Origin of the sequence: Pseudomonas sp. HN2, from assembly GCF_020736465.1 — a bacterium.
Lineage (GTDB): Bacteria > Pseudomonadota > Gammaproteobacteria > Pseudomonadales > Pseudomonadaceae > Aquipseudomonas > Aquipseudomonas moraviensis_A.
On record NZ_CP085885.1, the window covers coordinates 2,276,381 to 2,288,995 of the forward strand.

The following is a 12,615-nucleotide window of genomic DNA, read 5'->3' on the forward strand; positions in this document are numbered from 1 at the left end:
ACGTTGCTCACAATAATCATAAGATCGGAGTGAACCCATGAAGCTGCCCTTCGCCGCACGTCTTCTTGCTGTCGCTATGCTGGCTACTACCGCCGCTGCACTACCTGTCTCTTCGGCGTTCGCCGAATCTGCGGAAAAACCAAAGGTCGCGCTGGTCATGAAATCCCTGGCCAATGAATTCTTCCTGACCATGGAAGACGGCGCCAAGGCCTATCAGAAAGAACACTCCGCCGATTTCGATCTGATTTCCAACGGAATCAAGGACGAAACCGACACCGCCGGGCAGACCCGCATCGTCGAACAAATGATCCTCGCCAAGGTGAACGCACTGGTGATCGCGCCTTCTGACTCCAAAGCCATGGTGCCGGTGATCAAGAAGGCTGTAGACGCCGGTATCACCGTAATCAACATCGACAATCAGCTCGATCCCGCCGTGGTAAAAAGCAAAAACATCACCGTGCCGTTCGTAGGGCCGGACAATCGCAAGGGTGCGCGTCTGGTTGGCGAATACCTGGCCAAACAACTGAAGGCGGGCGACCAGGTCGGCATCATCGAAGGCGTGTCCACCACCACCAACGCGCAGGCGCGCACGGCCGGTTTCAAGGACGCGATGGAAGCCGCGCAGATCAAAGTGGTCTCGCTGCAATCCGGTGATTGGGAGATCGACAAGGGCAACAAGGTTGCGGCTTCGATCCTCAGCGAATACCCGGACGTCAAAGCGCTGCTGGCCGGTAACGACAGCATGGCGGTCGGCGCCGTTTCCGCGGTCCGTGCCGCCGGCAAGGCGGGCCAGGTTCAGGTCGTCGGTTACGACAACATCAACGCGATCAAGCCAATGCTCAAGGACGGTCGCGTGCTGGCTACGGCTGACCAGTTTGCTGCCAAGCAAGCCGTGTTCGGCATCGAAACCGCGCTGAAGATCATCAAGGGCGAAAAAGTCGACAGCGGTGCCAACGGCGTGATCGAAACACCGGTCGAGCTGGTCACCAAGTAAGTCATCTGGCGATACAACGGCGCTCGTCCGTCCGGGCGAGCGCGTGGAGATTCCTATGTCAGTTTCCGCTCCGAACGCTGTCCTCTCGGTCAGCGGTATCGGTAAGACCTATGCGCAACCGGTGCTCACCGGCATCGATCTGACGCTGATGCGCGGTGAAGTACTGGCGCTGACCGGCGAAAATGGTGCCGGCAAAAGTACCCTGTCGAAAATCATTGGTGGTCTGGTCACGCCCACCACTGGCCAGATGCAATTCCAGGGCAAGGACTACCGTCCGGGCAGCCGTACCCAGGCTGAAGAGCTTGGCGTGCGCATGGTCATGCAAGAACTCAATCTGTTGCCGACGCTGTCGGTCGCGGAAAACCTCTTTCTGGATAATCTGCCGAGCAGCGCTGGCTGGATCAGCCGCAAGCAGTTGCGCAAGGCGGCGATCGAAGCCATGGCGCAGGTCGGCCTCGATGCGATCGATCCGGACACGCTGGTCGGCGAACTCGGTATCGGTCACCAGCAGATGGTCGAAATCGCGCGCAACCTGATCGGCGACTGCCACGTGCTGATCCTCGATGAGCCGACCGCTATGCTCACGGCGCGAGAAGTCGAAATGCTCTTCGAGCAGATCACCCGATTGCAGGCCCGTGGCGTTTCCATCATTTATATTTCCCACCGCCTCGAAGAACTGGCGCGGGTGGCACAGCGCATTGCTGTGCTGCGTGATGGCAATCTGGTCTGCGTCGAGCCGATGGCCAACTACAACAGCGAGCAACTGGTCACCTTGATGGTCGGTCGCGAACTGGGCGAACACATCGACATGGGGCCGCGCAAGATCGGTGCTCCGGCGTTGACGGTCACCGGCCTGACGCGTTCGGACAAAGTCCGTGACGTCTCCTTCGAAGTGCGTGCCGGAGAGATTTATGGCATTTCCGGGTTGATCGGGGCAGGGCGCACGGAATTGCTGCGGCTGATCTTCGGTGCCGACACGGCCGACAGCGGAACCATCGCGCTCGGCTCCCCGGCCAAAGTTGTGAGTGTTCGCTCGCCAGTGGATGCCGTGCGCAATGGCATTGCCCTGATCACCGAAGATCGCAAGGGCGAAGGGCTGCTGCTCAGTCAATCGATCAGCGCCAACATTGCCTTGGGCAACATGCCGGAAATTTCCAGTGGCGGGTTCATCAACGACGGCGACGAAATCTCCCTGGCACAGCGTCAGATCGAGGCCATGCGCATCCGCAGTTCGAGCCCGACGCAATTGGTCTCGGAACTGTCGGGCGGCAATCAGCAGAAGGTCGTGATCGGCCGCTGGCTGGAACGCGACTGCTCAGTGCTGCTGTTCGACGAGCCCACTCGCGGTATCGACGTCGGCGCCAAGTTCGACATTTACGGTTTGCTCGGCGAACTGACCCGTCAGGGCAAAGCGCTGGTCGTGGTGTCCAGTGACTTGCGCGAGTTGATGTTGATCTGCGACCGGATCGGCGTGCTCTCGGCGGGGCGCCTGATCGACACCTTCGAGCGCGACAGCTGGACCCAGGATGATTTGCTTGCCGCCGCATTCGCCGGCTACCAAAAACGTGATGCGTTGCTCAACGAAGCAGCGCCTAGGGATCTCCCATGAAAACTGCATCCTCTGCCAGTAAACGTAGTGGCAATTTTTTCGGCCTGGGTACTTACCTGGGCCTGGCCGGTGCCTTGCTGGCGATGATTGCGCTGTTCTCGGTCCTGAGCAGCCATTTCCTCTCGTACAACACGTTCAGCACCCTGGCCAACCAGATTCCCGACCTGATGGTGCTGGCAGTGGGCATGACCTTCGTGCTGATCATCGGCGGCATCGACCTGTCGGTTGGCTCGGTGCTGGCGCTGGCTGCATCTACGGTCAGCGTTGCGATTCTCGGTTGGGGCTGGAGCGTTTTACCGGCAGCCCTGCTCGGCATGGCCGTAGCGGCTCTGGCCGGGACCATCACGGGCTCGATCACCGTGGCCTGGCGGATTCCGTCGTTCATCGTCTCCCTCGGCGTGCTGGAGATGGCCCGCGGGGTGGCCTATCAGATGACCGGCTCGCGTACCGCTTACATTGGTGATGCGTTTGCCTGGCTGTCGAATCCGATCGCGTTCGGTATTTCCCCCTCGTTCATCATCGCCTTGCTTGTGATTTTCATCGCGCAGGCGGTTTTGACCCGCACCGTTTTCGGTCGCTACCTGATCGGCATCGGCACCAACGAAGAGGCGGTGCGTCTGGCCGGGATCAATCCCAAGCCCTACAAGATTCTGGTGTTCAGCCTGATGGGTTTGCTGGCGGGCATCGCTGCGCTGTTTCAGATTTCGCGTCTGGAAGCGGCTGACCCGAACGCAGGTTCGGGCCTGGAGTTGCAAGTGATCGCGGCCGTGGTCATCGGCGGCACCAGCCTGATGGGTGGTCGCGGTTCGGTGATCAGCACTTTCTTTGGCGTGTTGATCATTTCCGTCCTCGCTGCCGGACTCGCACAGATTGGTGCGACGGAGCCGACCAAGCGCATTATTACCGGTGCGGTGATCGTCATCGCCGTGGTGCTCGACACCTATCGCAGTCAACGCGCCAGTCGCCGGGGCTGAACCATGGCAACGATCAAGGATGTAGCGGCACTCGCGGGCATTTCCTACACGACCGTGTCGCACGTGGTAAACAACACCCGCCCGGTGAGTCAGGAAGTGCGGCGCAAAGTGGAGGCGGCGATCAAGAGCCTCGACTACGTACCCAGTGCCGTGGCGCGCTCGCTGAAAGCCAAAACCACGGCGACCATCGGCCTGCTGGTGCCCAACAGCCTCAACCCGTACTTCGCCGAATTGGCGCGGGGAATCGAGGATTATTGCGAGCGTAATGGCTACTGCGTGATCCTCTGCAACTCCGACGACAACCCGGAAAAGCAGCGCAGTTATTTGCGCGTGTTGCTGGAAAAGCGCATCGACGGCTTGATCGTTGCCTCCGCCGGCGGTGACAGCGGTCTGGCAGAAGGGCTGGCGGGCGTGAAGACGCCGATGGTGATCGTCGACCGTGGCCTGGAGGGTGTGAATGCCGATCTGGTGCGCATCGATCACGAATACGGCGCTTATCTGGCGACGCGCCACCTGCTTGAGTTGGGGCATCGCGACATCGCCACCATCGGTGGTCCGGCGAGTACCAGCGTGGCGCAGATGCGTCAGGCCGGTTATTGCCGGGCGCTGCAAGAGGCGGGAATCGAGGCGCGCGCGGAGCGCATGCTTGAGAGCGACTTCACCAGCACCGGTGGTTACAACGCCGCCGCACGGCTGCTTGAAAGCAATCCGCCGAGTGCGATTTTCGCCGGTAACGACATGATTGGCATCGGTGTGCTGCGTGCAGCGGCCGAACGTAACGTGCGAGTGCCGGCCGAGTTATCGGTGATCGGCTTCGATGACATTCAAATGAGTCGTTATGTCTATCCGGCGCTGACCACGGTCGGCCAGTCGATCCTGCAACTCGGCGAAATGGCTGCCGAAGTGCTCTTGCGAAGAATTGCTGCGCCTGATTCTGGTACCGATCAACGCATCGTGACTCCCAGCATTGTCCTGCGCGAATCGACCGCGCCGCTGTCCGGCGTGTTCACCGAATATCGCTGAAACCGAATTGATGAGTAGTGATGTATGCCAGCAAATGTAGTGGTAATAGGCAGTCTGAACATGGACCTGGTCACCCGGGCGCCACGGCTGCCTCGCGGCGGTGAAACACTGATCGGTCATACCTTCGCCACGGTTTCCGGCGGCAAGGGCGCCAATCAGGCAGTTGCCGCAGCGCGCCTGGGCGCGCAGGTGGCGATGATCGGTTGCGTCGGAAATGACGACTACGGTGTGCGGTTGCGCGATGCGTTACTGGCCGAGCACATCGATTGCCAGGCTGTCAGCGTCGTGGAGGATTCCAGTGGCGTAGCGCTGATTGTGGTCGATGACAACAGCCAGAACGCCATCGTGATTGTCGCCGGTGCCAACGGCGCGATGACCCCGGCAGTGATCGACCGTTTTGATGCGGTGTTGCAGGCCGCCGATGTGGTGATCTGCCAGCTCGAGATTCCCGATGCGACGGTCGGACATGCGCTCAAGCGTGCGCGTGAACTGGGCAAAACCGTAATCCTCAACCCGGCGCCGGCCAGTCGCCCGTTGCCGGCAGACTGGTTCGCCGCCATCGACTATCTGATTCCCAATGAGAGCGAAGCAGCCGCATTGAGCGGTCTCTCTGTCGACTCGCTGCAGTCGGCAGAAACGGCCGCCACTCAATTGATTGCCATGGGCGCGGGCAAAGTCATCGTCACGTTAGGCGCGCAGGGTTCGTTGTTCGCCGATGGCAAAGGCTTCGAACATTTTCCCGCACCGACCGTGAAGGCGGTGGACACCACGGCGGCGGGCGACACCTTTGTCGGTGGTTTCGCTGCAGCGCTGGCCAATGGCAAGTCTGAGGCGGAGGCGATTCGCTATGGCCAGATTGCTGCTGCACTGTCGGTCACCCGTGCCGGTGCGCAACCCTCCATTCCAACCATGTCCGAAGTACAGGCGTTCAGACCCGCATGAAAAAGACTCCTTTGCTCAACGTCGCGCTGTCGCGACTGATCGCATCTCTTGGCCACGGTGACATGGTCGTGATTGGCGACGCCGGTTTGCCGGTGCCGCCGGGTGTCGAATTGATCGATCTGGCGCTGACCCATGGCATCCCTGATTTTGTCAGCACACTGAAAGTCGTGCTCAGCGAAATGCAGGTGGAAAGCCATGTGCTGGCCAAGGAGATCTTCGACAAGCAACCGACGGCACTGGCGGATCTGGACGCATTGAACGAAGAGGGTGCCCTGGGCCGTAGGGATCTGCTCACCCACGAACAGTTCAAGGTGCTGAGCCGACAGGCCAGGGCGATCATTCGTACAGGAGAATGTCAGCCGTACTGCAACATCGTTCTGGTCGCCGGGGTTACATTCTGATTTCCGATTCACCTGCACAAGGAATGCGCCATGCAACGCTATGCTGAAAAACTTCACCAACTGATCCGGAGCCTGCTGCTTGTGTCCGTGCTAACTGCGACCGGCGCTCAGGCGGCGGAAAAGATCGACCTGATCATCGACACCGATCCTGGCGCTGACGACGTGGTCGCCTTGCTGTTCGCTCTGGCGTCGCCGGATGAATTGAATATTCGCGCGCTGACGACGGTGGCCGGCAATGTGCGCCTGGACAAGACTTCGCGTAACGCGCGATTGGCTCGCGAATGGGCGGGGCGCGAAGACGTACCGGTTTACGCCGGCGCGCCGAAACCGCTGATGCGCACGCCGATCTACGCCGAGAACATTCATGGCAAGGAAGGCTTGTCGGGCGTTACGGTTCACGAACCGAAAAAAGGCCTGGCGAAAGGCAATGCGGTCAATTATCTGATCGACACCCTTAAATCGGCCAAGCCACACAGCATCACCATCGCCATGCTCGGTCCGCAGACCAATCTGGCGCTGGCGCTGATCCAGGAGCCCGAGATCGTTCAGGGCATCAAGGAAGTGGTGATCATGGGCGGGGCGCATTTCAACGGTGGCAACATCACCCCCGTCGCCGAATTCAACCTGTTCGCTGATCCACAGGCTGCCGAGGTGGTGCTCAAGAGCGGGGTGAAGCTGACGTATCTGCCGCTGGACGTGACGCACAAGATCCTCACCAGTGATGCACGCCTGAAGCAGATTGCCGCGCTGAACAACAATGCAAGCAAGATTGTCGGCGACATTCTCAACGAATACATCAAGGGCGATATGGAGCACTACGGCATTCCCGGCGGCCCGGTGCATGACGCGACTGTGGTGGCGTACCTGCTCAAGCCTGAGCTGTTTACCGGTCGGGCGGTCAATGTCGTGGTGGATAGTCGGGAAGGTCCGACATTCGGCCAGACCATTGTCGACTGGTACGACGGTCTGAAAGCACCGAAGAATGCGTTCTGGGTCGAAAATGGCGACGCCCAGGGATTCTTTGATCTGCTGACCGAGCGCCTGAAGCGCCTCAAATAAGTCCGCTGACCCGCAGGCCCCTGCCTGCGGGTTTCACTGGGCGTGTTCGGCCGATACGGTCGGGTATCGTTCGAATACCTGATTGATGAATTGCTGCGCCGCCTCGATTCCCAGCTCCTTGACCAACAGGTCGATGCCGATCAGCGCCAGCTCTTCCGTCGTACCAGGACTGTAAGAGCTGTGTCCGTCTGCCCATTTGGCTTTTATGTCGGCGTCGATGCTGAGGCTGGTCATGAGAAGGCTCGAAGGTCAGGGTGTCTGTTTTTCGAGTTAACCATTTTGCGCGGCGTTTGGCACTGCGACTTAGGCATGAGCGGAGTGCTATGCGACACTTGGTCTTTTACGGCCTACCAAGGACCCTGTTGTGCAGATCGATCTGAATACCCCTGACGGCCTCACGCTCGACGCTGTGCGCCAATTGCTCGCCGCGGGCAGCGACGACGAACATACTCAATTGCGCGTGACCAAGGGCGGCATCGCCTATTTGTCCAGCGTGACTGGCGGGCAGGATATCGACGGTCTGCTGTTTCGTCTTGAAACCTGGGCGAAGGGCTCGGGCTATGTCGGCAAGGTCGCGGCCAGCGATGAAGTCTGGGTCATGCAGATTTTCAACGCGCTCAGGGACAACTGGCCGAATCCGCCCTTTGACTACATCGACGTTTATTAAGCGTCGTTAATATTCAGTCACGATTGTTTGATGAGCCGGGCAGGGCAGCTCAGGCACACTCGGCATTTTTCCGCTCGTGGGGCAGGGCATGGCTCTGGCCGTGAAACCAAACGCCGAGATGGCGGTCGCACGATCTCTGCTTAAACATTTGAAAACAAGGAGGCTTCATGCCTTTGAAGTTCGCGACACTGGGTGCACTTATGGCCGCTGCTCTATTGGCCGGTTGCAGCACAACCTCCAGCGAGTCGGCAAAGGAGCCCGTGGCGGCTGAGTCCGGAAATAGCCGCTGCGAAGCATCGGCAGCACAATTTGCCGTTGGCAAGAAAGCATCTCCTGAGCTGCTGGATCAGGCGCGTGCCAAGGCTGGAGCGCAAAATGCGCGTTTCCTCAAGCCGAACGACATGATCACGCTGGAATATCGCTCCGACCGCCTGAACCTGAACACTGACAACAACCTGGTGGTTACCCGCGTCAACTGCGGCTGAGTGCTTTTGTGTCAGGCATAAAAAACCCCGTCACCTGGACGGGGTTTTTTTAGTGCGCCGAGAAATTACTCTGGGCGAACCTGTGCAGCTTGCATACCCTTTTGGCCTTTCTCAGCCACGAAAGAGACGGTCTGGCCTTCTTTCAGGCTTTTGAAACCGTCGGATTCGATAGCTTTGAAGTGTACGAACAGGTCGTCACCGCCACCTTGAGGAGTGATGAAGCCGAAGCCTTTTTCATCGTTGAACCATTTAACGGTGCCGGTTTGGCGATTAGACATGGTGTATCTCCAAGAAACATATATTTTCAGTAGTACTGTGCTGCTCAGGCCAACTGGGCACACCCGGGTATCATAGTCGAAATGTTCGCTTTGGTAGCCCCCCGGACGTGCTGTTTGCCAATCAGTCGTGTTTTCTTTACCGCCTGTTTCTGCTGAAAGCCCCGGTTTGAAAGGCTTGCAGCGAAACGTAAAGACGATAAAAAAACCTGTAAAACCTGCATAAATCGTCCAAAAAGGCTCATTTCCAACACTTTTTTCGGCCTTTCAAGCGATCAGGATGCTCGGTTTTGTTATTTTTTCGCCGGGGTATTTGCCTTGCATTTGGCGATCTGACCAAGGGCTTTCTGCTGCAGTTCCGGAGCCGCCTTGTTGTCCATCAATGCCTGAATATCGCGGGCAGGATAGGACTTGATTGCGTCAGCACCGCAAGCGCAGTGCGATTTCGCTGCAGCAGCACCGATTTGTGGGGTGGCAGCCTGGGTGCACTGGGCCATGTACTTCTCGCGCTCGCCCTTCGGCCAGTCGGCATGGGCGCTCAGTGGCAGCAGCAGAACGACGGGGGCGACGGCGGCGAATAAGCTTTTCAGACGCATCGAGGATGCTCCTTGTGGGTCAATGTCTTGTTATCTGAGGGCGCAAAGGCCGATCAAGTTCAGCACTCTGGCATAAAAACGGACATTTGGCCTTCTGCCAAATCAGGGCGTGAGCGACCGCTCATCTGTGCTAGCATGCCGGGCTCAAGCGTTCTCAGGCTTCGGATGACCTTCAGTCCCGAAGCGGTCGGCGTGCGAATTTTTCCGATTTGAATCCCAGTCACTCTGGTTCGGTTTTCCGGTTGGCCGCAAGGCTCCTGCCGCTGTAAGGCAGGCGTTCGTCATTGAATGGCCTGGATCGGATCTTGTACTGGCTCATCCCAACCCACGTGACCTTTGGTAGGGGTCACCACTAGGAGAGGAGGCGCCATGCCAACTATTACTCTTCCCGACGGCAGTCAACGTTCATTCGATCACCCGGTTTCCGTAGCCGAGGTCGCCGCATCCATTGGTGCAGGCCTGGCCAAAGCCACGCTCGCCGGCAAGGTCAATGGCCAACTGGTCGACGCCAGCGACATCATCAGCAGCGACGCGACCCTGCAAATCATTACGCCAAAGGATGAAGAGGGGCTGGAGATCATTCGCCACTCTTGCGCGCACCTGGTCGGCCACGCGGTCAAGCAGCTGTACCCGACCGCGAAAATGGTCATCGGCCCGGTCATCGACGAAGGCTTCTATTACGACATCGCCTACGAGCGTCCTTTCACGCCGGAAGACATGGCGGCCATCGAACAGCGCATGCAGCAGCTGATCGAGAAGGATTACGACGTCATCAAGAAAGTCACTCCGCGCGCCGAAGTGATCGAAGTGTTCAAGGCTCGCGGCGAAGACTACAAGCTGCGCCTGGTCGAAGACATGCCGAACGAACAGACCATGGGTCTGTACTATCACGAAGAATACGTCGACATGTGCCGCGGTCCGCACGTGCCGAACACGCGCTTCCTGAAATCCTTCAAGCTGACCAAGCTGTCGGGTGCCTACTGGCGCGGCGACGCCAAGAACGAGCAATTGCAGCGCGTTTACGGCACCGCCTGGGCTGACAAGAAGCAGCTGGCAGCTTACATCCAGCGCATCGAAGAAGCCGAGAAGCGCGATCACCGCAAGATCGGCAAGCGCCTGGGCCTGTTCCACACCCAGGAAGAGTCTCCGGGCATGGTGTTCTGGCACCCGAACGGCTGGACTTTGTATCAGGTGCTCGAGCAGTACATGCGTAAGATCCAGCGTGACAACGGCTACCTTGAGATCAAGACCCCTCAAGTCGTTGACCGCAGCCTGTGGGAGAAATCCGGGCACTGGGCCAACTACGCCGACAACATGTTCACCACTCAGTCGGAAAACCGCGACTACGCGATCAAGCCGATGAACTGCCCGTGCCACGTGCAGGTGTTCAATCAGGGCCTGAAGAGCTACCGCGAGTTGCCGATGCGCCTGGCCGAGTTCGGTGCCTGCCACCGTAACGAGCCGTCGGGTGCGTTGCACGGCATCATGCGCGTGCGAGCGTTCACTCAGGACGACGCGCACATCTTCTGCACTGAAGAGCAGATGCAGGCCGAGTCCGCTGCGTTCATCAAGCTGACCATGGACGTCTATCGCGATTTCGGCTTTACCGAAGTCGAGATGAAACTGTCCACTCGTCCGGAAAAACGCGTTGGTTCCGACGAACTGTGGGATCGCGCTGAGGCCGCATTGGCTGCAGCCCTTGATTCCGCTGGCTTGCCGTACGATCTGCAGCCGGGCGAGGGTGCTTTCTACGGTCCGAAGATCGAATTTTCGCTGAAAGATTGTCTCGGTCGCGTGTGGCAGTGTGGTACCTTGCAGCTCGATTTTAACCTGCCTGTCCGTTTGGGCGCTGAATACGTCTCCGAAGACAACAGCCGCAAACACCCTGTGATGCTGCACCGGGCGATCCTCGGCTCGTTCGAGCGTTTCGTCGGGATTCTGATCGAGCACTACGAAGGTGCTTTCCCTGCGTGGCTCGCGCCAACCCAGGCGGTGATCATGAATATCACTGATAAACAGGCAGATTTTGTTGCAGAGGTTGAAAAAACTCTCAACGAAAGCGGATTTCGTGCCAAGTCCGACTTGAGAAATGAAAAGATCGGCTTTAAAATCCGCGAGCATACTTTGCTCAAGGTTCCCTATCTTTTGGTTATCGGAGATAAGGAAGTCGAGATGCAGACTGTCGCTGTGCGTACTCGTGAAGGTGCTGACCTGGGCTCGATGCCCGTCGCCCGGTTCGCTGAGTTTCTCGCGCAAGCGGTTTCCCGGCGTGGTCGCCCAGATTCGGAGTAATTATTATTAAGCGTGAAATGAGACAAGATAAACGAGCTGCACCGAAAGCCCCGATCAACGAGAATATCTCGGCACGCGAGGTTCGGTTAATTGGCGCTGATGGCGAGCAGATTGGCATCGTCTCGATTGATGAAGCGCTTCGTATCGCTGAAGAAGCAAAGCTTGATCTGGTGGAAATTTCCGCAGACGCAGTCCCGCCTGTTTGCCGGGTGATGGACTACGGCAAGTCGATCTTCGAGAAGAAGAAGCAGATTGCCGCGGCGAAGAAAAACCAGAAGCAGATTCAGGTTAAAGAAATCAAGTTTCGTCCAGGGACGGAGGAAGGGGATTACCAGGTAAAACTGCGCAACCTGGTACGTTTCCTGAGTGACGGGGACAGGGCCAAGGTATCCTTGCGATTCCGCGGCCGTGAGATGGCCCACCAGGAGCTGGGGATGGAACTTCTCAAGCGGGTTGAACAAGACCTGCTCGAGTACGGTTCGGTCGAACAGCATCCTAAGATGGAAGGACGCCAGCTGATCATGGTCATCGCCCCGAAAAAGAAGAAGTAATCAACAGGGCACGGCAGGCCTTCTGATTATGTTTATCAACTGAATGCGGAGTATCCGAACATGCCAAAAATGAAAACCAAAAGTGGTGCTGCCAAGCGGTTTCTGAAAACTGCTAACGGCATCAAGCACAAGCACGCTTTCAAGAGCCACATCCTGACTAAAATGTCGACCAAGCGTAAGCGTCAACTGCGCGGTAGCAGCTTGCTGCATCCGTCTGACGTGGCAAAAGTCGAGCGCATGCTGCGCCTTCGTTAATTTAGTCAAGAATAGAGGAAGTAACTCATGGCTCGTGTAAAGCGTGGCGTCATTGCCCGTAAGCGTCACAAAAAAATTCTGAAACTTGCTAAAGGCTACTACGGCGCACGCTCCCGCGTATTCCGTGTTGCCAAGCAAGCGGTAATCAAGGCAGGCCAATACGCCTACCGTGACCGTCGTCAGAAAAAACGTCAGTTCCGCGCTCTGTGGATCGCTCGTATCAACGCTGGTGCTCGTGTTAACGGTCTGTCCTACAGCCGTTTCATCGCTGGCCTGAAAAAAGCGTCCATCGAGATCGACCGCAAGGTTCTGGCTGATCTGGCAGTGAACGAAAAAGCGGCGTTTGCTGCGATTGTCGAGAAAGCTAAAGCCACCTTGGCTTAAGTACCCCCGACAGTCACCCGGCCTCACCTCTGTGGGGCCAGGTGTTAAACGTCATAAATAGGGGAAGAGCCTTCAAGCTCTTCCCCTATTTTGTATCTGGAGTCTGTA

The 12,615-nt window shown here is 58.0% G+C and carries 16 protein-coding genes; 13 read left to right on the plus strand and 3 right to left on the minus strand.

The genetic code is table 11. The features are described from left to right. Positions 1 to 37 precede the first annotated feature (37 nt). Genes LIS66_RS10050 through LIS66_RS10080 form a run of 7 tightly spaced genes read left to right on the plus strand, consistent with a single transcriptional unit; the run spans position 38 to position 7,002 of the window. On the plus strand, positions 38 to 994 hold the full coding sequence (locus LIS66_RS10050) for a sugar ABC transporter substrate-binding protein (RefSeq protein ID WP_064363934.1): 957 nt from the start codon (positions 38 to 40) through the stop codon (positions 992 to 994). 55 nt (positions 995 to 1,049) lie between these two features. Further along, complete coding sequence (locus tag LIS66_RS10055) at positions 1,050 to 2,603, plus strand: sugar ABC transporter ATP-binding protein (RefSeq protein ID WP_042609447.1); 1,554 nt, start codon at positions 1,050 to 1,052, stop codon at positions 2,601 to 2,603. Next, on the plus strand, positions 2,600 to 3,577 hold the full coding sequence (locus LIS66_RS10060) for an ABC transporter permease (protein WP_016774040.1): 978 nt from the start codon (positions 2,600 to 2,602) through the stop codon (positions 3,575 to 3,577). The genes LIS66_RS10055 and LIS66_RS10060 overlap by 4 nt, the downstream gene beginning before the upstream one ends. Before the next feature lie 3 nt (positions 3,578 to 3,580). After that, positions 3,581 to 4,600 (plus strand): LacI family DNA-binding transcriptional regulator, encoded by a 1,020-nt coding sequence (locus LIS66_RS10065; protein ID WP_227974163.1) that lies wholly within the window; start codon positions 3,581 to 3,583, stop codon positions 4,598 to 4,600. 24 nt (positions 4,601 to 4,624) lie between these two features. Next, positions 4,625 to 5,542: a ribokinase gene (gene rbsK, locus LIS66_RS10070; RefSeq protein WP_042609449.1), complete on the plus strand. Its 918-nt coding sequence runs from the start codon at positions 4,625 to 4,627 to the stop codon at positions 5,540 to 5,542. Beyond that, positions 5,539 to 5,943 carry a D-ribose pyranase gene (rbsD, locus tag LIS66_RS10075; protein WP_041478553.1) on the plus strand — a complete coding sequence of 135 codons (405 nt, stop codon included), beginning with the start codon at positions 5,539 to 5,541 and terminating at the stop codon, positions 5,941 to 5,943. The genes rbsK and rbsD overlap by 4 nt, the downstream gene beginning before the upstream one ends. 30 nt (positions 5,944 to 5,973) lie before the next feature. Next, positions 5,974 to 7,002, plus strand: a complete 1,029-nt coding sequence (locus tag LIS66_RS10080; protein WP_064363937.1) for a nucleoside hydrolase — start codon at positions 5,974 to 5,976, stop codon at positions 7,000 to 7,002. A 33-nt stretch (positions 7,003 to 7,035) separates the two neighbouring features. Here the strand turns inward: LIS66_RS10080 and LIS66_RS10085 are convergent, their stop codons facing one another. Beyond that, positions 7,036 to 7,236, minus strand: a complete 201-nt coding sequence (locus LIS66_RS10085) for a hypothetical protein (RefSeq protein WP_042609451.1) — start codon at positions 7,234 to 7,236, stop codon at positions 7,036 to 7,038. Between the two features lie 130 nt (positions 7,237 to 7,366). Here LIS66_RS10085 and LIS66_RS10090 point away from each other — a divergent pair, with 130 nt between their 5' ends. Then, positions 7,367 to 7,669 carry a hypothetical protein gene (locus tag LIS66_RS10090; RefSeq protein WP_042609452.1) on the plus strand — a complete coding sequence of 101 codons (303 nt, stop codon included), beginning with the start codon at positions 7,367 to 7,369 and terminating at the stop codon, positions 7,667 to 7,669. A gap of 167 nt (positions 7,670 to 7,836) precedes the next feature. Continuing rightward, positions 7,837 to 8,154 (plus strand): I78 family peptidase inhibitor, encoded by a 318-nt coding sequence (locus LIS66_RS10095; RefSeq protein WP_065615026.1) that lies wholly within the window; start codon positions 7,837 to 7,839, stop codon positions 8,152 to 8,154. A gap of 65 nt (positions 8,155 to 8,219) precedes the next feature. Here LIS66_RS10095 and LIS66_RS10100 read toward each other — a convergent pair whose 3' ends face one another. Next, on the minus strand, positions 8,220 to 8,432 hold the full coding sequence (locus tag LIS66_RS10100; RefSeq protein WP_003179963.1) for a cold-shock protein: 213 nt from the start codon (positions 8,430 to 8,432) through the stop codon (positions 8,220 to 8,222). 290 nt (positions 8,433 to 8,722) lie between these two features. Continuing rightward, positions 8,723 to 9,025: a hypothetical protein gene (locus LIS66_RS10105; protein ID WP_227974164.1), complete on the minus strand. Its 303-nt coding sequence runs from the start codon at positions 9,023 to 9,025 to the stop codon at positions 8,723 to 8,725. Between the two features lie 369 nt (positions 9,026 to 9,394). On the opposite strand from LIS66_RS10105, the gene thrS reads away from it, so the two are divergent. Genes thrS through rplT form a run of 4 tightly spaced genes read left to right on the plus strand, consistent with a single transcriptional unit; the run spans position 9,395 to position 12,507 of the window. Further along, entirely contained in the window at positions 9,395 to 11,317 is a 1,923-nt protein-coding gene (thrS, locus tag LIS66_RS10110) for a threonine--tRNA ligase (protein ID WP_042609455.1), read from the plus strand. Then, positions 11,317 to 11,868: a translation initiation factor IF-3 gene (gene infC, locus LIS66_RS10115; protein WP_169432615.1), complete on the plus strand. Its 552-nt coding sequence runs from the start codon at positions 11,317 to 11,319 to the stop codon at positions 11,866 to 11,868. The genes thrS and infC overlap by 1 nt, the downstream gene beginning before the upstream one ends. Before the next feature lie 60 nt (positions 11,869 to 11,928). Then, positions 11,929 to 12,123, plus strand: coding sequence for a 50S ribosomal protein L35 (rpmI, locus tag LIS66_RS10120; protein WP_002553160.1), 195 nt, complete (start codon positions 11,929 to 11,931; stop codon positions 12,121 to 12,123). A 27-nt stretch (positions 12,124 to 12,150) separates the two neighbouring features. Continuing rightward, positions 12,151 to 12,507, plus strand: coding sequence for a 50S ribosomal protein L20 (gene rplT / locus LIS66_RS10125; protein ID WP_002553161.1), 357 nt, complete (start codon positions 12,151 to 12,153; stop codon positions 12,505 to 12,507). The last annotated feature ends 108 nt before the right edge of the window (positions 12,508 to 12,615 follow it).

Coding starts and splice junctions, on each gene's coding strand:
- rbsK (WP_042609449.1), top strand. CDS start 4,625: ATGCCAGCAAATGTAGTGGTAATAGGCAGTCTGAACATGGACCTGGTC.
- rplT (WP_002553161.1), top strand. CDS start 12,151: ATGGCTCGTGTAAAGCGTGGCGTCATTGCCCGTAAGCGTCACAAAAAA.
- LIS66_RS10065 (WP_227974163.1), top strand. CDS start 3,581: ATGGCAACGATCAAGGATGTAGCGGCACTCGCGGGCATTTCCTACACG.
- LIS66_RS10085 (WP_042609451.1), bottom strand. CDS start 7,236: ATGACCAGCCTCAGCATCGACGCCGACATAAAAGCCAAATGGGCAGAC.
- rbsD (WP_041478553.1), top strand. CDS start 5,539: ATGAAAAAGACTCCTTTGCTCAACGTCGCGCTGTCGCGACTGATCGCA.
- LIS66_RS10055 (WP_042609447.1), top strand. CDS start 1,050: ATGTCAGTTTCCGCTCCGAACGCTGTCCTCTCGGTCAGCGGTATCGGT.
- thrS (WP_042609455.1), top strand. CDS start 9,395: ATGCCAACTATTACTCTTCCCGACGGCAGTCAACGTTCATTCGATCAC.
- LIS66_RS10095 (WP_065615026.1), top strand. CDS start 7,837: ATGCCTTTGAAGTTCGCGACACTGGGTGCACTTATGGCCGCTGCTCTA.
- LIS66_RS10105 (WP_227974164.1), bottom strand. CDS start 9,025: ATGCGTCTGAAAAGCTTATTCGCCGCCGTCGCCCCCGTCGTTCTGCTG.
- LIS66_RS10100 (WP_003179963.1), bottom strand. CDS start 8,432: ATGTCTAATCGCCAAACCGGCACCGTTAAATGGTTCAACGATGAAAAA.
- LIS66_RS10080 (WP_064363937.1), top strand. CDS start 5,974: ATGCAACGCTATGCTGAAAAACTTCACCAACTGATCCGGAGCCTGCTG.
- LIS66_RS10050 (WP_064363934.1), top strand. CDS start 38: ATGAAGCTGCCCTTCGCCGCACGTCTTCTTGCTGTCGCTATGCTGGCT.
- rpmI (WP_002553160.1), top strand. CDS start 11,929: ATGCCAAAAATGAAAACCAAAAGTGGTGCTGCCAAGCGGTTTCTGAAA.
- LIS66_RS10060 (WP_016774040.1), top strand. CDS start 2,600: ATGAAAACTGCATCCTCTGCCAGTAAACGTAGTGGCAATTTTTTCGGC.